This window comes from Streptomyces sp. NPDC042336 (assembly GCF_055581985.1).
On the sequence record NZ_JBVJEA010000010.1, the window covers coordinates 95001 to 119363 of the forward strand.

Consider the following 24363-nt stretch of genomic DNA (forward strand, 5'->3'; position numbering starts at 1 on the left):
AGCATCAGGACTCGGCGTCGCCGTCCTCGTCCTCGTCGTCCAGAAGACCCTTCTGCAGGACGGGGCCTTCGCCGGGGGCGAGACTTCCGAGGATCCGCTCAAGATCGTCCATGGAGGCGAACTCGACGGTGATCTTGCCCTTCTTCTGTCCCAGGTCGACCTTCACACGGGTCTCGAAGCGATCGGACAGCCGCGTCGCCAGCTCCGAGAGGGCCGGGGACACCAGAGAGCCGGCCCTCGGGCCCTTGGCTCGCTGCGGCTTCTGCGGCCGGGAACCCATCAGGGTCACGATCTCCTCGACCGACCGCACCGAGAGACCTTCGGCCACGATGCGATGTGCCAGCCGATCCTGCTCCTCCGGGTCGTCCACGGACAGCAAGGCTCGCGCGTGGCCCGCGGAGAGCACACCCGCGGCCACCCGGTTCTGCACCTTCGGAGAAAGCTTCAGCAGACGCAGTGTGTTGGACACCTGCGGGCGGGAGCGACCGATGCGGTCCGCCAGCTGGTCATGCGTGCAGTTGAAGTCCTTCAGCAGCTGGTCGTAGGCGAACGCCTCCTCCAGCGGGTTCAGCTGAGCACGGTGCAGGTTCTCCAGGAGTGCGTCCAGGAGGAGCTTCTCGTCCTCCGTCGCCCGCACGATCGCCGGGATGGCGTCCAGTTCCAACTCTCGGCAGGCACGGAAGCGGCGCTCACCCATGATGAGCTCATAGCGCCCGGGCTCCGTCGGCCGTACGACAACCGGCTGGAGAAGGCCAACCTCCCTGATGGAGGTGACCAGCTCGGCCAGTGCGTCGTCGTCGAAGTCCTTGCGTGGCTGCTTCGGGTTCGGCGTGATGGCGTCGAGAGGGACTTCGGCGAAGTGCGCCCCCATGGGCGGCCGGAGGCCCTCCGTGCCGTGCAGCGCGGTCGGCTCTTCCGTTTCACGTGAAACATGCGGCAGCGTGGCCACCTTCGCCGCAGCCACTCCGCGCTCGTTCGGCAGCAGCGGCATGGCCCCGGGGGACGCGGAAGCCGCCGTCCCCAGCGCCGCCGAGGCAACCGACTTCTCGGTCGGGGCGTTGGGGATCAGTGCGCCCAGACCACGGCCCAACCCCCTCCGTCGCTCACTCACTGGATCCCCTCCACCATGTTCGGATCATTCTGGGCGCCGAGGTGAGCGTGGGTCGCGTCATAGTTGACGCCCACACCCCTCAGCGCGATCTCACGGGCCGCCTCCAGATAGGAGAGGGCTCCACTTGATCCTGGATCGTAGGTCAGTACCGTCTGCCCGTAGCTCGGGGCCTCGGAGATACGGACCGAACGGGGAATGCTCGTCCGCAGCACCTCCTCGCCGAAGTGGCTGCGCACCTCGTCCGCGACCTGCGACGCGAGCCGAGTCCGCCCGTCGTACATGGTGAGGAGAATCGTCGACACATGCAGCGTGGGGTTGAGATGTCCCCGGACCAGGTCGACGTTACGCAGTAGCTGTCCCAGCCCTTCCAGGGCGTAGTACTCGCACTGGATCGGGATCAGCACCTCTTGGCCCGCAACGAGGGCGTTGACGGTCAGCAGACCCAAGGAGGGCGGGCAGTCGATGAGAATGTAGTCCAGCGGCTGTTCATATGCCGTGATCGCCCGCTGAAGACGGCTCTCGCGTGCGACCAGAGAAACCAGTTCGATCTCCGCACCGGCGAGATCGATCGTGGCGGGCGCGCAGAACAGGCCCTCGACATCGGGGACCGGCTGGACCACTTCCGAGAGCGGTCGGCTCTCGACCAGCACGTCGTAGATGGAGGGGACATCGGCGTGATGGTCGATACCCAGCGCGGTGGAGGCGTTGCCCTGCGGGTCGAGGTCGACGACCAGGACTCTCGCTCCGTGCAGGGCGAGTGAGGCGGCAAGATTGACGGTCGTCGTCGTCTTGCCCACACCACCCTTCTGGTTGGCCACGACCATGACCCGGGTCTGCTCGGGTCGCGGCAGCCCCTCGCCGGCGCGGCCCAGAGCCTCCACCGCGAGTTGGGCAGCACGACCGATCGGAGTGTCGTCCATCGGAGGCGGTGTTTCACGTGAAACATCCGCTCCCATCGACTCGGTACGGGGACCGGGGACCGGATCGGTCATCGGTCCCGCGATATTGGCGTCGGACCGCAAGGATTCACTCTCCTCGACTTCAGGCTCGCAATGAACAGAGCCTCCCATGCCTTCGGGGTCATGAACCAGTGAGGCCTGGTCTTCTGTGGAGAAATCCACCTCTGTGGACAACTCCGTACCCTCTCCGAGCGACCCGAGAGGCTTTCGGTCGCGGGGGTCAGCCGCGGCGCGGCCGCGGCTGATGATGCCGTGCAACAGTGAGCGACGTTTCACGTGAAACACGATGCAGCGCAGCCGACGCCTAGCTGCCGCGACACTCCGGCATACGCAAGCAGGGCAGCTTGTGTGGAGTACGGCGGATCATCGGGGCTATCCGCGACGTCGGCGTGTCCGTCCGGTCCGGGCGGCCTTGGCTCGCTTGGCGGCGAAGCGCACACCACCGGGGCTCTCGCCAACCTCGACCCGCACCACGGTGGACATGGGGTCCACGACACCCTCTCCGACATGGAGGATGGACGTCTCCTCCGCACCGAGCTTGCTCAGCGCAGCGGTCGCCGCCTTCAGCTCTTCCTCGGCCGTGTCGCCCTTGAGAGCGAGCATCTCGCCGTACGGGCGCAGCAGCGGAATGCCCCAGGTGGCGAGGCGGTCCAGCGGAGCGACGGCACGGGCCGTCACCACATGTACCGGCGGCAGCTTGCCCATGACCTCCTCGGCCCGGCCGCGCACGACGGTGACATGATCCAGGCCCAGCAGCTCCACGACCTCGGTGAGGAAATTCGTGCGGCGCAGCAGTGGCTCAAGAAGGGTGATCTTCAGGTCCTCCCGGACCAGCGCCAGCGGGATCCCGGGAAGGCCGGCTCCCGAGCCGACGTCGCACACCGTCACTCCCTCGGGCACGACCTCGGAGAGCACGGCGCAGTTCAGCAGGTGCCGCTCCCAGAGCCGGGGAACTTCACGCGGACCGATCAGGCCGCGCTTCACCCCCGCCTCGGCAAGCAGTTCCGCGTAGCGGACCGCGTCCGCGTAGCGATCACCGAACACGTCACGTGCCTGCTCGGGTACAGGGGGGAGCTCCGCTGCCTCCGACACGGGGACCGTCCTTCCGTACGGCACCGGCGCCCCGGGCGTCGGTACCAGAACCACCAGAACTATCAGGCTGACAAAATTCGGCCCCGCCTGCGCAACAGACGGGGCCGGAGAACCAGAGAACCGATCAGGCGGGAAGCACGACGACGAAGCGCTCCGGCTCCTCGCCCTCGGACTCGCTGCGCAGTCCGGCGGCCTTGACCGCGTCGTGCACGACCTTGCGCTCGAAGGGCGTCATCGGCTTCATCCGCACGGCCTCGCCGCTGCTCTTGACCTCGGCCGCGGCCTTGGCGCCCAGCTCGGACAGCTCGGCGCGCTTGTCGGCCCGGTAACCCGCGATGTCGAGCATCAGTCGGCTGCGGTCACCGGTCTCCCGGTGCACGGCCAGGCGCGTGAGCTCCTGCAGAGCCTCCAGCACCTCGCCATCCCGGCCGACCAGCTTCTGCAGGTCCCTGCTCTGGCTGTCGCTGATGATCGAGACGGAGGCGCGGTCGGCCTCGACGTCCATGTCGATGTCGCCGTCGAGGTCGGCGATGTCGAGCAGACCCTCCAGGTAGTCCGCGGCGATCTCGCCCTCCTGCTCGAGGCGGGTGAGGGTGTCTGCACCCTCGGCAGCGGCGGAGGTGATGCCTTCCGTCACGGGATGGACTCCTTCTTACTTCTTCGACGGGGACTTGGGCCGCTGCGGGCCCTTGCGCTGTCCGGACTGGGCCTTGCTGCGGCCACCGCCGCCGGACTTCTGAGCCGGCTTCTTGGCACCGGAGGCAGGCTTGGCGTCCTGCTCGCCGGCCGGCTTGGCGTCCTGCGGCTCGTCCGACTTGGTCAGCGACGTCTTCGGCTCGGCCTCGCCGGCGGGCTTGGCCTGGCGCTGGGACTTGCTCTGCCGCTTGGGCTGCTGGCGCTTGGGCTGAGCCGCGGTCGTCACGGTCGAGCCGTCCGCGCTCTGGGCGGCCACGGCGGTGTCGCTCTTCACCACGTTGCCGTCGGCCTGAGCCGCCAGGCCCGCCTTGTTCAGACCGTTGATGAACTTCCGCTCGGCCTCGTTGCGGTCCCGGCCCTTGGCGACGATGGCCTTCACGATGGCCTTCTCGCCCCGGCGACGGGTCTTGCCGTGCTCGGTGACGCTCTTGTGCAGCCGCTCCAGGTAGGCGGCCTGCGCCTTGGAACCCGGCGTCGGGTTGTTGCGGATGACGTACATCTGCTGGCCCATGGTCCACACGTTGGTGGTCAGCCAGTAGACGAGGACACCGACGGGGAAGTTGACGCCGAAAACGGCGAACATGACGGGGAAGACGTACATCAGCATCTTCTGCTGCTGCATGAACGGCGTCTTCACCGTGGTGTCGACGTTCTTCGTCATCAGCTGGCGCTGGGTGAAGAACTGCGAGGCCGACATCAGCACGATCATGATCGCGGTGACGACGCGGACGTCGGTCAGGGAGGCGCTGAGGGCGGCGACGTCGCTCTCGCTGCTGAAGAACTTGGAGGCCAGCGGGGCCCCGAAGATGTGCGCCTTCTGCGCGCTCTCGAGCAGGTCCTGGTTGACCGCGCCGATGGTGTCACCGGACGCGATGCCGTTGAGCACGTGGTACAGGGCGAAGAAGAACGGGGACTGCGCCAGGATGGGAAGGCACGAGGAGAGCGGGTTGGTACCCGTCTCCTTGTACAGCTTCATCATCTCTTCGGACTGACGCTGCTTGTCGTTCTTGTAGCGCTCCTGGATCTTCTTCATCTCCGGCTGGAGCGTCTGCATTCCGCGCGTCGCCTTGATCTGCTTCACGAAGAGCGGGATCAGGCAGATACGGATGAGGATCACCAGGGACACGATGGACAGGCCCCAGGCCCATCCGGTGTCAGGTCCGAAGATCGCCCCGTACACCGTGTGGAACTGGACGATGACCCAGGAGACGGGCCAGGTGATAAAGCTGAAGAGGCTGGCAATCGTGTCCACTAATCATGCTCCTTGGGCATGGGGCGAGGTCTCTGCGGCCGGGCCCGAAGGATCGGACGAGCTCGGATGAGCAGGCCTTCCTTCGGTGGCCGGTTCGGCGGCGGAGGTCCCGCCCTTGCGTGCCCGCCAGGCGGCACGCAGCATTTCGTGCCACCGCGGGCGCTTGCGCGGCGGAACATGGTCCACGCCGCCCAGCGACCACGGATTGCACCGCAGGATGCGCCAGGCGGTGAGTGCCGTGCCCTTGACGGCTCCGTGCCGGTCGATGGCCGTGTAGCCGTAGTGGGAACACGACGGGTAGTACTTGCACACCGGCCCCAGCAGCGGACTGATCGTCCACTGGTAGAGCTTGATCAGAGCCAGCAGCGGGTACTTCATCGCGCGCCCCCTCCCAGTAGCCGCGCCAGGGCGGCGTCCAGGTCTCGGGCCAGCTGTGCATGGTCGGCGTCACCCGCACCGGGCAGCGCTCGTACGACTACCAGGCTACCGGGGGGCAACAGGTCGATCCGGTCGCGCATCAGATGGCGAAGCCTCCGCTTCACCTTGTTGCGCACGACCGCACCGCCCACGGCTTTGCTCACGACGAAACCCGCACGTGTCCGGGGAGCGCTCTCCCCAGGCGCGTGCGGGTCCGTGGCACCGCTTCGAAGGTGGACGACGAGGGCCGGACGGCCGGCCCGGCGTCCTCGTCGTACCGCGGTCGCGAAGTCCTCGCGCCGCCTCAGCCGGTTCTCGGTGGGCAGCACGATGTCATGACCTGACCGGGATCAGGCGGACAGACGGGCGCGACCCTTGCTGCGGCGGGTCGCGAGAATCGCGCGGCCGGCACGGGTACGCATACGCAGCCGGAAGCCGTGGGTCTTCGCGCGGCGACGGTTGTTCGGCTGGAAGGTGCGCTTGCTCACTCGGGGGCTCCAGAAAGAATCGGGGTTGGCGGGGTGCCGTCCTGGCTGTCACCGTGCGCCCACGAGTAGCTCGCGTTACGCCCGAGTGCACCGCTTTTCGATCACCTTGGACGTGACCTGTGCCCATCGGAGGCAGGCGGCAGCAGCCATCGACAACTCGACCTGGTTACGGTACGTGCGACTGCGCCATTCGGTCAAACCAGCGGTGACCGGGAGACACTTGTCCACAGGCTGGGGACAACAACTTGAACCCTACCCGTTGCGCTGACTACCGTGACTGGACTCCGATTCGTTCCCTTATCCCTGCCCCACCCGAGTTTCATCCCGACCCGTCCCCGAATCACACCTTCGAGGGACTCGTGAGAGAGCGTGCCCTGTGGCTGACGTACCTGCCGATCTTGCCGCAGTGTGGCCACGCGTATTGGAGCAACTTCTCGGAGAGGGCCGCGGGCAGGGCGTCGAGTCGAAGGACGAGCACTGGATCCGCCGCTGCCAGCCGCTCGCGCTGGTCGCCGACACCGCCCTGCTCGCCGTACCGAACGAATTTGCGAAGGGCGTACTGGAGGGCCGTCTCGCACCGATCGTCAGCGAGACCCTGAGCCGCGAGTGCGGGCGACCGATCCGCATCGCGATCACCGTCGACGACACCGCGGGCGAACCGGCCGGGCCCGCCCCCCAGGCACCGCCCTCCCGCCCCCAGCCCCGCTACGAGGAGCCCGAGCTTCCCGCCCCCGGCCAGGGCGGCCGCGAGGAGTACCGCGACGAGTACGAGGGGTACGGCCGCAACCGCGCCGACCAGCTGCCCAGCGCCAGGCCCGCCTACCCGCAGGAGTACCAGCGCCCCGAGCCCGGCTCCTGGCCCCGCCCCGCGCAGCAGGACGACTACGGCTGGCAGCAGCAGCGCCTCGGCTTCCCCGAGAGGGACCCCTACGCCTCCCCGTCGCAGGAGCCGTACGGCCAGGAGCCGCCGCCCTACTCCCGCGAGTCCCAGGCCCCCTACCAGCAGGACTACCGGCCGCAGCCCCCGGAACGCCCCTCGTACGACAGCCAGCGCGGCGAGTACGAACAGTCCCGGGGCGACTACGACAAGCCCCGCGGCGACTACGAACAGTCCCGGGTCGAGTACGACAATCCGCGCGGGGACTACGACCAGCAGCGCGGCGACTACGAGCAGCGCGGTCCGCGCCGTGAGTTGCCCGAGCCCCCGGCCGGGTCCGGACACGTCCACCGCGGCGGCCCGGTCGGCCCCGGGCCCGCGACCGGGGCGCCCGGACCGCTGGCCGCACAGCCCGCGCCGGCGACCGGCCCCGGCGAGCCGACCGCGCGCCTGAACCCGAAGTACCTCTTCGACACCTTCGTCATCGGCGCCTCCAACCGCTTCGCCCACGCGGCGGCCGTCGCCGTCGCCGAGGCGCCCGCGAAGGCCTACAACCCCCTGTTCATCTACGGGGAGTCGGGACTCGGCAAGACCCACCTCCTGCACGCCATCGGGCACTACGCGCGCAGCCTCTACCCGGGCACGCGCGTGCGCTACGTCAGCTCGGAGGAGTTCACCAACGAGTTCATCAACTCCATCCGCGACGGCAAGGGTGACAGCTTCCGCAAGCGCTACCGCGAGATGGACATCCTGCTCGTCGACGACATCCAGTTCCTCGCGGACAAGGAGTCGACGCAGGAGGAGTTCTTCCACACCTTCAACACCCTCCACAACGCCAACAAGCAGATCGTGCTCTCCAGCGACCGGCCGCCCAAGCAGCTGGTGACCCTGGAGGACCGGCTCCGCAACCGCTTCGAGTGGGGGCTGATCACCGACGTCCAGCCGCCGGAGCTGGAGACGCGCATCGCGATCCTGCGCAAGAAGGCGGTCCAGGAGCAGCTCAACGCCCCGCCGGAGGTACTGGAGTTCATCGCCTCGCGGATCTCGCGCAACATCCGCGAGCTGGAGGGCGCGCTGATCCGGGTGACGGCGTTCGCGTCGCTCAACCGGCAGCCGGTGGACCTGGGCCTGACCGAGATCGTCCTCAAGGACCTGATCCCCGGCGGCGAGGACTCGGCCCCCGAGATCACGTCCACGGCCATCATGGGCGCGACCGCGGACTACTTCGGCCTCACGGTCGAGGACCTGTGCGGCACCTCGCGCGGGCGGGCGCTGGTGACGGCCCGGCAGATCGCCATGTACCTGTGCCGTGAGCTGACGGACCTCTCGCTGCCGAAGATCGGCGCGCTGTTCGGCGGCCGGGACCACACCACGGTGATGCACGCCGACCGCAAGATCCGCAATCTGATGGCCGAGCGGCGCTCGATCTACAACCAGGTGACCGAGCTGACCAACCGCATCAAGAACGGCTGACGGCCGCCGGCACCGGCCACGAAGGCGCCTCCGGGACTCCCGGGGGCGCCTTTCGCATGGGCCCCGCACGTCTCCCGCACGTCTCCCGCACGTCTCCGGCAGCTCTCCGCGCCCTCCCCGCACGTCCCGGCGGCGCCACCGGCTCGTACGGCTGTCCTGGCCGCTGTTCGAATACCTGCCGGGTTACGGGCGTCCTCCACAGATTGGGCCGGTTTTTTCCGTCCACACCTTGGGGACTGGGAAGTTGTCCCGATCCTGTCCACAGGCCAGGCCGATGAGGGATCATCAGGGCAGGTCAGCTCCCTGTGGATTCGTGGACGAACGATCTCCACAGGCTGTGGACGAAGAAATGATCCACAGGCTGTGCATTGAGTTGTCCACGGGCAACCCACAGGCTGGACGGGGTTGTCCCCAGCGATCCCCAGCTTCTCCACATGGCTGTCCACTGTTCGGCAACGTGACGCGCCCCGTCACCGCGTCGAGTGAAAGGCGTCACACCAGGCTGCCTGGTTGGGCTGTGGGAAACGTGGGTAAAGCTGGGGACGGCGCTGGGGAGAAGTCGCCTCTCCCTGTGCACGGTGTGTGCAGAACTTTCCGTTCTCCACAGAAGGGCTCGGTTGTCCACCGGCTCCGCCCACAGGCACGGTGGACAAAATTCCCGGCCTGACCTGGGCAAACGAGGTTATCCACGGTATCCACAGGCCCTACTACTACTGACGACTAGAGAGAGAGCGGAATTCGTTTCGAAGCGGGTCCTGTGCACAACTCGCCCTCTCGAGCCCGACCGCCCCTCGTCACGACTTGACCCCGAACGGCACCTACTGTCAGTGGGGTGCGTCAGACTGGTCCCCGGTGTTCTGCCCCTCACAGCGGCGGACGACACCGGTCAGACGACGAAGGCGAAGCAGGGCGAGCAGCGCCGGCAACAGCAGGAGGCGGCAACAGTGAAGATCCGGGTGGAACGCGACGTACTCGCGGAGGCAGTGGCCTGGGCGGCTCGCAGCCTCCCGGCCCGTCCGCCGGCGCCGGTCCTCGCGGGCCTGCTGCTGAAGGCCGAGGAAGGGCAGCTGAGCCTGTCCAGCTTCGACTACGAGGTCTCGGCGCGGGTCTCGGTCGAGGCGGAGATCGAGGAGGAGGGCACGGTCCTCGTCTCGGGTCGGCTGCTCGCGGACATCTCCCGCGCCCTCCCCAACCGGCCGGTGGAGATCTCCACAGACGGTGTACGGGCGACGGTGGTCTGCGGCTCCTCGCGGTTCACCCTCCACACCCTGCCGGTGGAGGAGTACCCGGCGCTGCCGCAGATGCCGGAGGCGACGGGCACGGTCCCCGGCGAGGTCTTCGCCTCGGCCGTGCAGCAGGTGGCCATCGCCGCGGGCCGTGACGACACGCTGCCCGTCCTGACCGGTGTGCGCATCGAGATCGAGGGCGACTCGGTCACGCTGGCCTCCACGGACCGCTACCGCTTCGCGGTCCGCGAGTTCCTGTGGAAGCCGGAGAACCCTGACATCTCCGCGGTCGCCCTGGTGCCCGCCAAGACGCTCCAGGACACCGCCAAGGCGCTGACCAGCGGTGACCAGGTGATCCTGGCGCTGTCCGGCTCGGGCGCGGGCGAGGGTCTGATCGGTTTCGAGGGTGCGGGCCGCCGGACGACGACGCGTCTGCTGGAGGGCGACCTCCCGAAGTACAAGACGCTCTTCCCGACGGAGTTCAACAGCGTCGCGGTGATCGAGACCGCCCCGTTCGTGGAGGCCGTCAAGCGCGTGGCCCTGGTCGCCGAGCGCAACACCCCGGTGCGGCTCAGCTTCGAGCAGGGCGTGCTCATCCTGGAGGCCGGCTCCAGCGACGACGCACAGGCTGTGGAAAGGGTCGACGCCCAGCTGGAGGGCGACGACATCTCGATCGCCTTCAACCCGACCTTCCTGCTGGACGGTCTGAGCGCGATCGACTCCCCGGTCGCCCAGCTGTCCTTCACGACGTCCACGAAGCCGGCCCTGCTCAGCGGCAAGCCCGCGGTGGACGCCGAGGCGGACGAGGCCTACAAGTACCTGATCATGCCGGTGCGGCTGAGCGGCTGAGCCAGGCTTCGCACCGTCGGTCGCCGTCCACAGGGTGGGGACGAACCCGCAGGTGGGGGCGTACGTCTGAGCGCGTATGCCCACAGCTGTGCACGGGCGGGCGGGTTTAGGCTCGACGCGGGTACGAAAGTGCCGCGGCACGCATCCGGCGGGTTCGGAGGTGCCGCCTTGCCACCTCGCACACCTAAGGAACGCAACTGATGGAGCTCGGTCTCGTCGGCCTCGGCAAGATGGGCGGCAACATGCGCGAGCGGATCCGCCGCGCGGGCCACACCGTCGTCGGATACGACCGCAATCCCGACCTCGCCGACGTCCACAGCCTGGAAGAGCTTGTGGGCAAGCTCAGTGCCCCGCGCGTGGTCTGGGTGATGGTCCCGGCCGGGGAGGCCACCCAGGCCACCGTCGACCGGCTCGGCGAGCTGCTGGAGCCCGGCGACGTCGTCGTGGACGGCGGCAACTCCCGCTGGACGGACGACGAGAAGCACGCCGAGGAGCTGGCCGCCAAGGGCATAGGCTTCGTCGACTGCGGCGTCTCCGGCGGCGTGTGGGGCCTGGAGAACGGCTACGCGCTGATGTACGGCGGGGACGCGGAGAACGTCGCCAAGGTGCAGCCGGTCTTCGACGCCCTCAAGCCGGAGGGCGACTTCGGCGCCGTGCACGCCGGCAAGGTGGGCGCGGGCCACTTCGCGAAGATGGTCCACAACGGCATCGAGTACGCGATGATGCAGGCCTACGCCGAGGGCTGGGAGCTGCTGGAGAAGGTCGACTCCGTGGAGAACGTCCGCGAGGTCTTCCGTTCCTGGCAGGAGGGCACGGTGATCCGGTCCTGGCTGCTCGACCTGGCGGTCAACGCGCTCGACGACGACGAGCACCTGGACGGGCTCCGGGGTTATGCACAGGACTCCGGTGAGGGACGCTGGACTGTGGAGGCGGCGATCGACAACGCGGTGCCGCTGCCCGCGATCACGGCCTCCCTCTTCGCGCGGTTCGCGTCCCGGCAGGACGACTCGCCGCAGATGAAGATGATCGCCGCGCTGCGCAACCAGTTCGGCGGCCACGCGGTCGAGAAGAAGTAGGCAGCACCCGAGGGCCACGCGCCCGAGGGACGAACACCCGGGAGGTCGGCGCACGACCATGCACGTCACGCATCTGTCGCTGGCCGACTTCCGTTCGTACGCCCGGGTCGAGGTGCCCCTGGACCCGGGCGTCACCGCCTTCGTCGGTCCGAACGGGCAGGGCAAGACGAACCTGGTCGAGGCGGTCGGCTACCTCGCCACCCTCGGCAGCCACCGGGTCTCCTCCGACGCGCCGCTGGTGCGCATGGGCACCGAGCGCGCCGTGATCCGGGCCCAGGTCCGGCAGGGCGAGCGGCAGCAGCTGATCGAGCTGGAGCTGAACCCGGGCCGGGCCAACCGCGCCCGCATCAACAGGTCCTCGCAGGTCAGACCGCGTGACGTGCTCGGCATCGTGCGCACTGTGCTGTTCGCGCCGGAGGACCTCGCGCTGGTGAAGGGCGACCCCGGTGAGCGGCGCCGTTTCCTGGACGAGCTGATCACCGCCCGTTCCCCGCGGATGGCCGGGGTGCGCTCCGACTACGACCGGGTCCTCAAGCAGCGCAACACCCTGCTGAAGTCGGCCGCGCTCGCCCGCCGGCACGGCGGCCGCACGATGGACCTGTCCACGCTCGACGTCTGGGACCAGCACCTCGCGCGCGCGGGCGCCGAGTTGCTCGCCCAGCGGCTGGACCTGATCGCGGCCGTGCAGCCGCTGGCCGACAAGGCGTACGAGCAGCTGGCCCCGGGCGGCGGCCCCGTCGCCCTGGAGTACAAGCCGTCGGCGCCCGGTGAGGCGCACACGCGCGAGGACCTGTACGAGCAGCTGATGGGGGCGCTCGCCGAGGCGCGCAAGCAGGAGATCGAGCGGGGCGTCACGCTGGTCGGTCCGCACCGGGACGACCTCCTGCTCAAACTCGGCTCGCTGCCCGCCAAGGGCTACGCCTCCCACGGCGAGTCGTGGTCGTACGCGCTGGCGCTCCGGCTGGCCTCCTTCGACCTGCTGCGGGCGGAGGGCAACGAGCCGGTGCTGGTGCTGGACGACGTCTTCGCCGAGCTGGACGCGCGGCGCCGGGAGCGGCTGGCCGAGCTGGTGGCGCCCGGGGAGCAGGTGCTGGTGACGGCCGCGGTCGACGACGACGTACCGCATGTGCTGGCGGGGGCGCGGTTCACGGTGGCGGAGGGGACGGTGGAGCGCGTATGAGCGCGGACGCGCCGGACCCGGGTCCCGGACAGTCCCCGGGCGGGCCCGAGGGAGGCCAGGAGCCGTCGGGGGTCGACCTCGCGCGCGTGGCGCTCAGGGCGGCGCGGGAGGCGGCACGCGCGCGTGGGGACGCGGCCCAGCAGAAGAAGCAGGCGCGGCGCGGGGGGCTGCGCTCCGGGGCGCGGGCCGACGGCCGTGACCCCATGGCGCTGGGTTCCGCGATCAACCGGCTGATCACAGAGCGCGGCTGGGAGACGCCGGCCGCGGTGGGCGGGGTGATGGGCCGCTGGCCGGAGATCGTCGGCGAGGACGTGGCGAAGCACTGCGTGCCGGAGCGGTACGACGAGGACGAGCGGGTGCTGGTCGTGCGCTGCGACTCGACGGCGTGGGCGACGAACCTGCGCTTGCTCGCGCCGACGCTGGTGGCCCGGCTCAACGAGGACCTGGGGCACGGGTCGGTGCGGATGATCAAGGTCCTGGGACCTGGTGGCCCGGATGGTCCGGGCCGGCGTTACGGACCGTTGCGGGCGCCCGGCAGCCAGGGCCCGGGCGACACCTACGGGTGACGTGCGGGCGTTCTGGCACCCCGTCAGTGATGCGTGATGTACCTCACAAAAATGTGCGCCCCCGGTCGAAGTGAGCCGTCGGGGCGCCCTGTGCCGTACCCCTCTGCGAGGCGTCGGAGCGGGATCTGACTCCCAAGTAGCAAAGGGTTGACGCCTCGAAGCGCTGAGTGCCGTTGTGAGCCTCCTGGGGCCCCCATCCGCATATCGGGAGTCGGACGAGCCTCGTTCAGGGCGGCACATGCGGACTCAGGTACCGGCAAACCCCCATCAGTGTCAGTGGTACCGGTAGAATGAGAGAGAATCCCGCCCCGAACGTGGGGACCGTCCGGGACTAGCTGAGCAACGCTGATCAAGGCTTACCAACGCAACATGCCGCAGCCGCTCCGGCAACCTGCCGACGAGCCCGGCTCGTGCTGTGCCAGAAAGGGCGCTTCGTGGCCGATTCCGGCAACCCCAACGAGAACAACCCGTCCACCGACACCGGCGTGAACGACGCGGTGAGCACCCCGCACGGCGATGCTGCCGCGTCGTACGACGCCAGTGCCATCACCGTCCTCGAGGGTCTGGACGCGGTCCGCAAGCGACCCGGTATGTACATCGGCTCGACCGGTGAGCGGGGCCTGCACCACCTGGTGCAGGAGGTCGTGGACAACTCCGTCGACGAGGCGCTGGCCGGTCACGCGGACACGATCGACGTGACGATCCTCGCCGACGGCGGCGTCCGGGTCGTCGACAACGGCCGTGGCATCCCGGTGGGCATCGTCCCCTCCGAGGGGAAGCCCGCAGTCGAGGTCGTGCTGACCGTGCTGCACGCGGGCGGCAAGTTCGGCGGCGGCGGCTACGCGGTCTCCGGTGGTCTGCACGGCGTGGGTGTCTCCGTCGTCAACGCCCTCTCCACGAGGGTCGCGGTGGAGGTCAAGACGGACGGCTACCGCTGGACGCAGGAGTACAAGCTGGGTGTCCCCACGGCGGCGCTCGCCCGGCACGAGGCCACCGAGGAGACCGGCACGTCGGTCACCTTCTGGGCCGACGGCGACATCTTCGAGACCACCGACTACTCCTTCGAGACGCTCTCCCGGCGCTTCCAGGAGATGGCCTTCCTCAACAAGGGCCTCAGGATCAACCTCACCGACGAGCGCGAGTCGGCGAAGGCCACCGCCGGCGCGGACGAGGCGGGCGAGGACGAGAAGCACGAGGACAAGAGCGTCTCGTACCACTACGAGGGCGGCATCGTCGACTTCGTGACGTACCTCAACTCCCGCAAGGGAGAGCTGGTCCACCCGACGGTGATCGACCTGGAGGCCGAGGACAAGGACAAGAGCCTGTCCCTCGAGGTCGCGATGCAGTGGAACGGCGGCTACACGGAGGGTGTGTACTCCTTCGCCAACATCATCCACACGCACGAGGGCGGCACCCACGAGGAGGGCTTCCGCGCGGCGCTCACCTCGCTGATCAACAAGTACGCGCGGGACAAGAAGCTGCTGCGCGAGAAGGACGACAACCTCACGGGGGACGACATCCGCGAGGGTCTGACCGCGATCATCTCGGTCAAGCTGGCGGAGCCGCAGTTCGAGGGCCAGACCAAGACGAAGCTGGGCAACACCGAGGTGAAGACCTTCGTCCAGAAGGTCGTCTACGAGCACCTGACGGACTGGCTCGACCGCAACCCCAACGAGGCCGCGGACATCATCCGCAAGGGCATCCAGGCGGCCCACGCGCGCGTGGCGGCCCGCAAGGCCCGCGACCTGACGCGCCGCAAGGGCCTGCTGGAGTCGGCCTCGCTGCCGGGCAAGCTGTCCGACTGCCAGTCGAACGACCCGACCAAGTGCGAGATCTTCATCGTCGAGGGCGACTCCGCCGGCGGCTCGGCCAAGTCCGGCCGTAACCCGCAGTACCAGGCGATCCTCCCGATCCGCGGCAAGATCCTCAACGTCGAGAAGGCGCGCATCGACCGGATCCTGCAGAACCAGGAGATCCAGGCGATGATCTCCGCGTTCGGCACGGGTGTGCACGAGGACTTCGACATCGAGAAGCTCCGCTATCACAAGATCATCCTGATGGCGGACGCCGACGTCGACGGCCAGCACATCAACACCCTGCTGCTGACCTTCCTGTTCCGCTTCATGCGGCCGCTGGTCGAGTCCGGGCACGTGTACCTGTCCCGCCCGCCGCTGTACAAGATCAAGTGGGGCCGGGACGACTTCGAGTACGCGTACTCCGACCGGGAGCGCGACGCGCTGATCGAGATGGGCCGCAACGCGGGCAAGCGCATCCGTGAGGACTCCGTGCAGCGCTTCAAGGGTCTCGGCGAGATGAACGCCGAGGAGCTGCGCATCACGACCATGGACCAGGAGCACCGCGTGCTCGGCCAGGTCACGCTCGACGACGCCGCGCAGGCCGACGACCTGTTCTCGGTGCTGATGGGCGAGGACGTCGAGGCCCGGCGCGCGTTCATCCAGCGCAACGCCAAGGACGTCCGCTTCCTCGACATCTGAGTCGGTCTCAGCTGACCGCACCAGGAAGGACCTTCACCAGCAATGACCGACGAGAACACTCCTGTGACCACGCCCGAGGGTGACGCCCTGGCGATGCGTGTCGAGCCCGTCGGGCTCGAGACGGAGATGCAGCGCTCGTACCTCGACTACGCGATGTCCGTCATCGTCTCGCGTGCGCTGCCCGACGTCCGCGACGGCCTCAAGCCCGTGCACCGCCGGGTGCTGTACGCCATGTACGACGGCGGCTACCGCCCCGAGCGCGGCTTCTACAAGTGCGCCCGCGTCGTCGGCGACGTCATGGGCAACTACCACCCGCACGGCGACAGCTCCATCTACGACGCCCTGGTGCGCCTCGCGCAGCCCTGGTCGATGCGGATGCCGCTCGTCGACTCCAACGGCAACTTCGGCTCGCCGGGCAACGACCCGGCGGCGGCCATGCGCTACACCGAGTGCAAGATGGCGCCGCTGTCGATGGAGATGGTCCGTGACATCGACGAGGAGACCGTCGACTTCACGGACAACTACGACGGACGCTCCCAGGAGCCGACCGTCCTGCCCGCGCGCTTCCCGAACCTGCTGATCAACGGCTCGGCGGGCATCGCGGTCGGCATGGCGACCAACATCCCGCCGCACAACCTGCGCGAGGTCGCGGCCGGCGCCCAGTGGTACCTGGAGAACCACGAGGCCTCGCACGAGGAGCTGCTCGACGCGCTCATCGAGCGCATCAAGGGCCCCGACTTCCCCACCGGTGCCCTGGTCGTGGGCCGCAAGGGCATCGAGGAGGCCTACCGCACCGGCCGCGGCTCGATCACCATGCGCGCGGTCGTCGAGGTCGAGGAGATCCAGAACCGCCAGTGCCTGGTGGTCACGGAGCTGCCGTACCAGACCAACCCGGACAACCTCGCGCAGAAGATTGCCGACCTGGTGAAGGACGGCAAGATCGGCGGCATCGCCGACGTCCGCGACGAGACCAGCTCCCGCACCGGTCAGCGCCTGGTCATCGTGCTGAAGCGGGACGCGGTCGCCAAGGTCGTCCTGAACAACCTCTACAAGCACACCGACCTGCAGACCAACTTCGGCGCCAACATGCTGGCCCTGGTCGACGGCGTGCCGCGCACCCTGTCGCTGGACGCGTTCATCCGCCACTGGGTGAACCACCAGATCGAGGTCATCGTCCGCCGTACGCGCTTCAGGCTGCGCAAGGCGGAGGAGCGGGCGCACATCCTGCGCGGTCTGCTCAAGGCGCTGGACGCCATCGACGAGGTCATCGCGCTGATCCGGCGCAGCGACACCGTCGAGATCGCGCGCGGGGGCCTGATGGACCTCCTGGAGATCGACGACATCCAGGCCAACGCCATCCTGGAGATGCAGCTGCGCCGTCTGGCGGCCCTGGAGCGGCAGAAGATCGTCCGCGAGCACGACGAGCTCCAGGCGAAGATCACCGAGTACAACGAGATCCTCGCCTCCCCGGTCCGCCAGCGCGCGATCGTCGGCGAGGAGCTGACCGCCCTCGTCGAGAAGTACGGCGACGACCGCAAGACGAAGCTGATCCCCTACGAGGGCGACATGTCCATCGAGGACCTGATCGCCGAGGAGGACATCGTCGTCACGGTCACGCGTGGCGGTTACATCAAGCGCACGAAGACCGACGACTACCGGGCGCAGAAGCGCGGCGGCAAGGGGGTGCGCGGCGCGAAGCTCAAGGAAGACGACATCGTCAACCACTTCTTCGTGTCCACCACGCACCACTGGCTGCTGTTCTTCACCAACAAGGGCCGCGTCTACCGCGCGAAGGCCTACGAGCTGCCGGACGCCGGCCGGGACGCGCGCGGCCAGCACGTGGCGAACCTGCTGGCCTTCCAGCCGGACGAGACGATCGCCCAGATCCGTGCGATCCGCGACTACGAGGCGGTTCCGTACCTGGTCCTGGCCACGAAGGCCGGACTGGTGAAGAAGACGCCGCTGAAGGACTACGACTCCCCGCGCTCGGGTGGTGTCATCGCCATCAACCTGCGGGAGCAGGCGGACGGAAGCGACGACGAACTGATCGGGGCCGAACTCGTCTCTGCCGAGGACGATCTGCTGCTGATCAGCAAGAAGGCGCAGTCGATCAGGTTCACCGCGTCGGACGACACGCTGCGTCCGATGGGACGTGCCACCTCGGGCGTCAAGGGCATGAGTTTCCGCGAAGGGGACGAGCTGCTCTCGATGAATGTTGTTCGAGCCGGTACGTTCGTGTTCACTGCCACCGACGGCGGTTACGCGAAGCGGACCTCCGTCGACGAGTACCGCGTCCAGGGTCGCGGTGGCCTCGGCATCAAGGCCGCCAAGATCGTCGAGGACCGCGGGTCGCTCGTGGGCGCGCTGGTGGTCGAGGAGCACGACGAGATCCTCGCCATCACACTCTCGGGCGGTGTGATTCGTACGCGAGTCAACGGGGTCAGGGAGACCGGCCGTGACACCATGGGCGTTCAACTGATCAATCTGGGCAAGCGCGATGCCGTCGTCGGCATCGCACGCAACGCCGAGGCGGGACGCGAGGCGGAGGAGGTCGACGGCGATGTGGCCGTCGACGAGACCGCCGAGGGTGCCGCGACCACCGGCACGGACGAGGGTGAGGCGCCCTCGGCCGAGTAGCACGAGGAGAGAGTCATCGTGAGCGGAGCCACGGGCGCCGGATCGGCCGGTACCCCCACGGGTACGGAAACGGGCGGCGGTGGCCGTGGCTCGGCCGCGCGTGCGACGGATTCGCACACGACTCAACTGCGCAAGATCGACGACGGAGCGACCGACTCGCACTCGGGGAGCTCGTCCACAACGCATGGATCCCAGGGGGGAACTGTGACGGACACCCGAGGCCAGCAGACTCAGCAGGCTGCCTCGCCGCTGCCGGGAGAACGGCAGCCCCAGCAGCCCGGTGGGCCCTACCACCCGCCGCAGGCCTACCAGACCCACGGCGGCAACGCGTCGGCCGTGCGCCGCCCGCGCACCGGCGCCCGCACCACGCCCCGCGTGCGCAAGGCGCGCCTGCGCGTGTCGAAGGCCGACCCGTGGTCGGTGATGAAGGTCAGCTTCCTGCTCTCCGTCGCGCTGGGCATCTGCACCATCGTCGCGTCCGCCGTGCTGTGGATGGTCATGGACGCCATGGGCGTCTTCTCGACGGTCGGCGGCACGATCGCCGAGGCCACCGGCTCCAACGAGTCCAACGGCTTCGACCTGCAGTCCTTCCTGTCGCTGCCCAACGTGCTGCTCTTCGCGACGGTCATCGCGGTCATCGACGTCGTCCTGGCGACGGCCCTGGCCACGCTCGGCGCGTTCATCTACAACCTGTCCGCCGGCTTCGTCGGCGGTGTGGAGCTGACGCTCGCCGAGGACGAGTGATCCTCGCCCCGAGGCCCCGCGACAACCGATTTTGGGACTGCCCGCCTCGTGCGCTAATCTTCAGGAGTCAGCGCGCGGGACATACACCGCAGAGCGCGGCGGGGCTATAGCTCAGTTGGTTAGAGCGCATCCCTGATAAGGATGAGGCCACAGGTTCAAATCCTGTTAGCCCCACCAGCACGAAGACCCCCAGCCGAATTCGGTTGGGGGTCTTCGGCGTTCGTGGGTGGGGGTTCGCGGGTGTCTGTCCGGCGGGGCTCTGGGGTGGGCAGGAAAAGACCCGACCGCTGGCGACGGGGGATGCGCCAGCGGTCGGGCTGTGGTCAAGGCTAACAAGGCCCGGTGTCCGGTGGGTGCCGACTGGTCGGTCGGGTGTCGATGATGTGACAGGGATCACGTGTGCGGTGGTGGTTTCACCGGCCGCAGGGCGGTTCGTAGTCCAGGCGCGGCAGGTACTCGTGCCACTTCTCCTCGGTCAGCACTCCGCGGGTGGCCGAGCAGATGCGCTCGATGGCGTCGTCCACGCCCAGGCTCCACAGCCGGACCGTGTCCGTGCCGCTGGAGACGCCGAGCATGTGGTGCACGGGGCTGAAGGACAGGAAGCTGCCCGCCTTGGCGTTGGGGCTCATCGCCTGGCCGATGGGGGCGGCCTCGGCGGGGTCGGTGACGCTCCAGATCCGGACCGTGTTGTCGTTGGCGCCGCTGGCCAGGGTGGAGCCGTTCCGGCTGAACGTCAGCGACACCACCGAGTCGGTGTGACCGGCGAGCGTGGTCTCGGCCCCGGATGCGCCGCCCGGCCCGGTGGCATCCCAGAGCCGGACCGTGCCGTCGTCGCTGCCGCTGGCCAGGGTGCGGCCGTCGGGACTGTAGGCGAGGACGTTGACGGGGCCCAGGTGCCCGGTGCGGGCCGCACCGAGGCGGGTGGCGTGCGCGGGGTCGGTGACGTCCCAGAGGCGTACGGCGTCGTCGGCGCCGCCGCTGGCGAGGGTGCGGCCGTCCGGGCTGAACACGAGCGTGTTGACGTATCCCGTGTGGCCGGCGAGCGGCTTGCCCAGACGGCGGGGGTGGGACGGGTCCTCGGCGTTCCACAACTGGATGGTGCGGTCGTCGTGGGCCGTGGCGAGGGTGCGCCCGTCGGGGCTGAACGCCAGCGTGTCGGGGCCCGCGTACCGGGTGCGCAGCGCCACGGGCGGTCCGTGGGCCTTGGGCCGGGCCGGGTCCGTGACGTCCCACAGCTGCAGCGCACGGCCCGCCACGAGCACCGCGAGCGTGTCGCCGTCCGGGGAGAACACCAGTGACCGTATGTCTCCCTCCCCCGGCTTGAAGGGGGCGCTCAGCGACACGGGCCGGGAGGGGGACGTCACGTCCCACAGTCGGACCCGGCCGTCGCGGGCCGCCGTGGCCAGTACCCGCCCGTCCGAACGGAAGGCTCCCGTACGGCCGATCACGTCCGACGTCGGCAGCGACCACAGGCGGACCTTGCTGTCACCGCTGCCGGTGGCGAGGGTGTGGCCGTCGGGGCTGAAGCCGAGGGCGTACATCTCGCCGCTGCCGCCGGCGAGGGGGACGCCGACCTGCGAGGGGTAGGCCGGGTCGCTGACGTTCCACAGGCTCGCCGTGCTGTCCGCGCTGCTGGCGGCGAGCATGGCGCCGTCCGGGCTGAACGTCACCGCCCAGACGGGTCCGCTGTGACCGGTCAGCGGTGCGCCGACGGGCTTCGCCCCGGCGGGATCGGTGACGTCCCAGAGCCGTACGGTGTCGTCCGCGCTGCCGCTGGCCAGGGTGCGGCCATCGGGGCTGAAGGCCACGGAGTGCACCAGGCCGCTGTGGCCGGCCAGCGGTGCGCCGACCGGCTCCGGGCGGCGCGGGTCGGCCACGTCCCAGAGCCGGACCTTCTCGTCGTCGCCGCCGGCCGCGAGCGTGTGCCCGTCGGGGCTGAAGGCCACCGAGCGCACCGCCGCGGTGGGGCCGGTCAGGGTGTCGAGCGCCTCGGGGCGGCGCGGGTCGGCGACGTTCCACAGGCGGACGGCGTGGTCGTCGTGGGCGGAGGCCAGGGTGCGGCCGTCCGGGCTGAAGGCGAGCAGGTAGACGGTGCCGCCGTGGCCGGTCAGGGGGGCGCCGAGCGGGCGCGGACGGCTGGGGTCCCGCACGTTCCACAGCCGGATCGTGCCGTCGTCCGAGGCGCTGGCCAGGGTGCGGCCGTCCGGGCTGAAGACCGCGGTGCTCACCCAGCTGGTGTGCCCGGTGAGGGGCTTGCCCAGCTGCTTCGGACGGCCGGGGTCCGAGACGTCCCAGAGCCGGACGGTGCGGTCGTAGCTGGCCGTCGCCAGGATCCGCCCGTCGGGGCTGAACGAGGTGAGGTAGACGGCGCCCGTGTGCCCGAGGAGCGGGGTGGCCAGGGGCGCGTTCACGATCGAGACCAGCCGGTTCCTGACGTCCTCGTCGTCCGGGCGCAGGCGGTGCGCGGCCAAGTCGAGCTGGGCCGACAGGGAAGGGTCGGTGTCCTCGACCCGGTCCGCCTCGGCGACCACCTGCTCGAACACGGCGTCGTTGCGCTGCTGCCAGGCGAGCACCGCCGAACCGACGGCCACGAGGGCCAGGACGACCAGCGCGGACACCGCGGCACGGCTGATCATGACGGTGCGCCTGCGCAGCCGGACCGCGGCGGCCAGGAACTCCACCGCGCTGCGGGTCAGGAAGGTGTCGCCGGCCGACTTCGCCCAGCCGCTGGCCTGCGCCAGCCGGGAGCCCCGGTAGAGCAGCGCGCTGTCGCGGTCCGACTCCTCCCAGGCCAGGCCGTCCTCCTCCAGCCGCTGGCGCAGCAGGTTTCCGGCGCGGTCCTCGTCGATCCAGTCGCGCAGCCGGGGCCAGGCGTGCAGCAGCGCCTCGTGGGTGATCTCCACGGTGTCCGCGTCGAGCGTCACCAGCCGGGCCCGCACCAGCGCCTCGAGTGACTCCTCGGTCTTCTCGGGGTCTCCCGACTCCTCGGCCAGCCGGCGTCGCGTGCTGCGCCTGCGGGTGGCCTGGGTGTCCTCGCTCAGCCGGACCAGCCTGAGCAGCAGCAGTCGCGCGGCCGTGCGGGCCGCCGGGTCCAGGCCGGACCAGGCCCGTTCGGCGGTCGCGGCCACCGCGCCCTGGATGCCGCCGGCCGCGCGGTATCCGGCCAGGGTCAGCCGGCCCGCCTTGCGGCGCTGCCAGGTCGCGAGCAGGGCGTGGGAGAGGAGCGGCAGTACGCCCGCGTCGTGCGCCCCGCGCGGGCTGTCGTTGCTCACCTCGCGGATGATCAGCTCGGCGAGTCCGGGTTCGAGCTCCATGCCGACGGCCCGGGCGGGAGCGGTCACCGCCTCGCGCAGCTCCGCGGTGGTCAGCGGCCCGAGCACCATGTGCCGGTGCTGGAGCGCGTCGGCCAGCTCGGGGTAGCGAAGGCACCGGTCGTAGAAGTCGGCGCGTACGCCCAGGGTCACCAGCACCGGGGGCGGGTCGCCGTCGGCGCCGGGCGTGCAGGCGGCCTGGAGCAGCCGGATGAACACGCGCCGGTCCGCCTCTTCGGTGCAGAGGGTGAAGAGCTCCTCGAACTGGTCCACGATGACGACCGGGCAGGCGCCTGCCGGGGCAGATGGGAGTGCCCGGGGGGCTCGGCCGGTCGGGCCTTTCCGGCCGTCCTGGCTGTCTCGGCCGTCCGGGCTTGTCCGCCCTGACGTGATCGCTTGGCCGGTTTGTTCCTGTTGGGTGGATTGTTCGGTGGGGGTGACCCGGCTTGCCTGGGGGAGCCGGCTTGTCTGGCCCGCCTGGCCCGCCTGCCCTGCGGGGCCGTCCGGGGCGCCCGGATCCCCAGAACCGCCCGGACCTTCTGGATTCCCTGAATCATCTGGGCCGTCCGGGCCGCTCGGACCTGGTCGATTTGCCTGATATGTCAGGCCGTCCCGGTCCTCTCGGTCGTTCGGGTCTGCCTGGCCGTTCCGGCCGTTCCGGCCGTTCCGGCCGCTCCGACCGCTCGGATCTGCTCGGTCGTACTGGCCGAACGGGCCGGGTGGGCCGACCTGGCCTTCCTGGTCGGCCTGACCGTCCTCGCCTGCCGGGCCGCTCCGCCCGACCTGGCTCCTGTCCGCCCCGTCCGGCCCCTTCGCTTCGCCCGTCCTGTCCGCCCCCGCCGCCCCCTCCGGGCGTTCCACGGAGGCCGCCCAGGTCGCGAAGGCTGCCCTCGCGGCGCTCTCCGCCCGCGGGTCGCCCGTGGGGCGGGGCTCGGGGGAGCCCGGCACCGGGGTTGCCGTCTCCTGGGCCGCCGCTTCCCTTATGGCGCCGACGACGGGTGCGAGTTGCGGTACCAGGCGGGTCAGCTCGCCGAGTGGATCGGCCCCCGGCACGAACTGGAGCACCCGCCTGGGCGGATCGTCCCCGGAGTCCGGCGTGCCGGCGCGCAGGGCGGGCACCAGGCCGGCGTTGAGCAGTGAGGACTTCCCCGCTCCGGAGGCGCCCACGAGCATGATCAGGCCGCCGGTGTCCCGCGTCGCGTGGAGCTGGGCGACCAGGGCCCGCGTGCTCCGCTCGCGCCCGAAGAACCAGTCGGCGTCCTGCCGGCGGTAGGCGGCCAGCCCCCGGTAGGGGCAGACTCCGCCGGGGGCCGCCGGACCCTCGGCGGAGGGCTGCTCCGCGGCCGAGGTGGGCGCAGGGCGTTCACCGGTCGGGTCGGCCACCGCCCGCTCCCACAGGAGCTGCCACTGGGCCAGGTCGTACAGACCGGCGGAGACCGGTACCGGCCGTGCGCGCCGGGCCTGGGGTATGAGGACGTGCAGGACGGCCGCGAGGGCGGGGAACTGGGCGGGCACGTTCTTGGCCCGCCGCCAGTCGCTGATCCGCTGGGCGGAGACCCGGACGGGACGCCCTCGTTCGTCGACCCGCTGGAGCCGGACGACGGCTTCGGACACCCGTTTGAGGGGAGGGTTGCCGGCCTCCCTGTACAGCAGTGCGAGGCGTTCTGCGAAGGCCGTGCGTGCCCCTGAGTCGAAACTCAAGGTCTCCACTCCTTACTTCCCCCGCACCTGGACGTCCGGACCGGAAAACTCACTCTATACGGCTGACCTGCGGCTACAGCGGGCTTCGGGTTCCGGAACCTCCTCCGGGGCCACCTCGGGTGGCAGGATCGCGTCGCAGTGGCGAGGCGGCCCCGCGGTACCCGGACAGGTCAGCGGCTCAGCACTCGGAGAGCCACCCCATGAGGCCGCATG

General features: G+C 69.7%; 17 protein-coding genes and 1 tRNA gene. 9 read left to right on the forward strand and 9 right to left on the reverse strand.

All coding sequences use genetic code 11. The features are described from left to right. Window positions 1-4: 4 nt before the first annotated feature. From ACZ6IM_RS22180 to rpmH, 8 genes are all read right to left on the reverse strand, one after another. A complete protein-coding gene (locus tag ACZ6IM_RS22180) occupies window positions 5-1111 on the reverse strand; it encodes a ParB/RepB/Spo0J family partition protein (protein WP_052836787.1) in 1107 nt (368 codons plus the stop codon). Further along, window positions 1108-2181: a ParA family protein gene (locus ACZ6IM_RS22185; protein ID WP_469558681.1), complete on the reverse strand. Its 1074-nt coding sequence runs from the start codon at window positions 2179-2181 to the stop codon at window positions 1108-1110. The genes ACZ6IM_RS22180 and ACZ6IM_RS22185 overlap by 4 nt, the downstream gene beginning before the upstream one ends. Window positions 2182-2442: 261 nt before the next feature. Next, window positions 2443-3162 (reverse strand): 16S rRNA (guanine(527)-N(7))-methyltransferase RsmG, encoded by a 720-nt coding sequence (rsmG, locus tag ACZ6IM_RS22190; protein ID WP_052836785.1) that lies wholly within the window; start codon window positions 3160-3162, stop codon window positions 2443-2445. A gap of 124 nt (window positions 3163-3286) precedes the next feature. Beyond that, the gene (locus ACZ6IM_RS22195) at window positions 3287-3799 is read right to left on the reverse strand and encodes a Jag family protein (protein ID WP_052836784.1); all 513 of its coding nucleotides are present in this window, start codon (window positions 3797-3799) and stop codon (window positions 3287-3289) included. 15 nt (window positions 3800-3814) lie between these two features. Beyond that, complete coding sequence (yidC, locus tag ACZ6IM_RS22200) at window positions 3815-5110, reverse strand: membrane protein insertase YidC (protein ID WP_052836783.1); 1296 nt, start codon at window positions 5108-5110, stop codon at window positions 3815-3817. 3 nt (window positions 5111-5113) lie between these two features. Beyond that, window positions 5114-5488, reverse strand: a complete 375-nt coding sequence (gene yidD / locus ACZ6IM_RS22205) for a membrane protein insertion efficiency factor YidD (RefSeq protein ID WP_052836781.1) — start codon at window positions 5486-5488, stop codon at window positions 5114-5116. Further along, window positions 5485-5856 (reverse strand): ribonuclease P protein component, encoded by a 372-nt coding sequence (gene rnpA, locus ACZ6IM_RS22210; RefSeq protein WP_037922188.1) that lies wholly within the window; start codon window positions 5854-5856, stop codon window positions 5485-5487. The genes yidD and rnpA overlap by 4 nt, the downstream gene beginning before the upstream one ends. Before the next feature lie 21 nt (window positions 5857-5877). Beyond that, complete coding sequence (gene rpmH / locus ACZ6IM_RS22215) at window positions 5878-6015, reverse strand: 50S ribosomal protein L34 (RefSeq protein WP_003975051.1); 138 nt, start codon at window positions 6013-6015, stop codon at window positions 5878-5880. A gap of 376 nt (window positions 6016-6391) precedes the next feature. Here rpmH and dnaA point away from each other — a divergent pair, with 376 nt between their 5' ends. The 9 genes from dnaA to ACZ6IM_RS22260 all read left to right on the forward strand — a co-directional run bounded on the left by dnaA (window position 6392) and on the right by ACZ6IM_RS22260 (window position 19315). After that, window positions 6392-8365: a chromosomal replication initiator protein DnaA gene (gene dnaA / locus ACZ6IM_RS22220; RefSeq protein ID WP_052836780.1), complete on the forward strand. Its 1974-nt coding sequence runs from the start codon at window positions 6392-6394 to the stop codon at window positions 8363-8365. Between the two features lie 944 nt (window positions 8366-9309). Continuing rightward, window positions 9310-10440, forward strand: a complete 1131-nt coding sequence (dnaN, locus tag ACZ6IM_RS22225; protein WP_052836777.1) for a DNA polymerase III subunit beta — start codon at window positions 9310-9312, stop codon at window positions 10438-10440. Between the two features lie 200 nt (window positions 10441-10640). Further along, on the forward strand, window positions 10641-11516 hold the full coding sequence (gene gnd / locus ACZ6IM_RS22230) for a phosphogluconate dehydrogenase (NAD(+)-dependent, decarboxylating) (protein WP_011029286.1): 876 nt from the start codon (window positions 10641-10643) through the stop codon (window positions 11514-11516). Window positions 11517-11574: 58 nt separating this feature from the next. Beyond that, on the forward strand, window positions 11575-12696 hold the full coding sequence (gene recF / locus ACZ6IM_RS22235; RefSeq protein ID WP_052836775.1) for a DNA replication/repair protein RecF: 1122 nt from the start codon (window positions 11575-11577) through the stop codon (window positions 12694-12696). Beyond that, window positions 12693-13262: a DciA family protein gene (locus ACZ6IM_RS22240; RefSeq protein ID WP_469558412.1), complete on the forward strand. Its 570-nt coding sequence runs from the start codon at window positions 12693-12695 to the stop codon at window positions 13260-13262. Before recF ends, ACZ6IM_RS22240 begins: the two co-directional genes overlap by 4 nt. 434 nt (window positions 13263-13696) lie before the next feature. Next, window positions 13697-15757, forward strand: a complete 2061-nt coding sequence (gene gyrB / locus ACZ6IM_RS22245; RefSeq protein ID WP_469558415.1) for a DNA topoisomerase (ATP-hydrolyzing) subunit B — start codon at window positions 13697-13699, stop codon at window positions 15755-15757. Window positions 15758-15799: 42 nt separating this feature from the next. Further along, complete coding sequence (gene gyrA / locus ACZ6IM_RS22250; RefSeq protein WP_052836769.1) at window positions 15800-18394, forward strand: DNA gyrase subunit A; 2595 nt, start codon at window positions 15800-15802, stop codon at window positions 18392-18394. An 18-nt stretch (window positions 18395-18412) separates the two neighbouring features. Then, a complete protein-coding gene (locus ACZ6IM_RS22255; RefSeq protein ID WP_469558419.1) occupies window positions 18413-19138 on the forward strand; it encodes a DUF3566 domain-containing protein in 726 nt (241 codons plus the stop codon). A gap of 100 nt (window positions 19139-19238) precedes the next feature. Further along, window positions 19239-19315 (forward strand) — tRNA-Ile (locus ACZ6IM_RS22260). A 236-nt stretch (window positions 19316-19551) separates the two neighbouring features. Here ACZ6IM_RS22260 and ACZ6IM_RS22265 read toward each other — a convergent pair. Continuing rightward, entirely contained in the window at window positions 19552-24159 is a 4608-nt protein-coding gene (locus tag ACZ6IM_RS22265) for an nSTAND1 domain-containing NTPase (protein WP_469558422.1), read from the reverse strand. Window positions 24160-24363: the final 204 nt, after the last annotated feature.

Excerpts from the sequence above, each read along its gene's own strand:
- gnd (WP_011029286.1), top strand. The coding sequence starts at position 10,641 with ATGGAGCTCGGTCTCGTCGGCCTCGGCAAGATGGGCGGCAACATGCGC.
- gyrA (WP_052836769.1), top strand. The coding sequence starts at position 15,800 with ATGACCGACGAGAACACTCCTGTGACCACGCCCGAGGGTGACGCCCTG.
- recF (WP_052836775.1), top strand. The coding sequence starts at position 11,575 with ATGCACGTCACGCATCTGTCGCTGGCCGACTTCCGTTCGTACGCCCGG.
- ACZ6IM_RS22185 (WP_469558681.1), bottom strand. The coding sequence starts at position 2,181 with ATGGGAGGCTCTGTTCATTGCGAGCCTGAAGTCGAGGAGAGTGAATCC.
- yidD (WP_052836781.1), bottom strand. The coding sequence starts at position 5,488 with ATGAAGTACCCGCTGCTGGCTCTGATCAAGCTCTACCAGTGGACGATC.
- ACZ6IM_RS22240 (WP_469558412.1), top strand. The coding sequence starts at position 12,693 with ATGAGCGCGGACGCGCCGGACCCGGGTCCCGGACAGTCCCCGGGCGGG.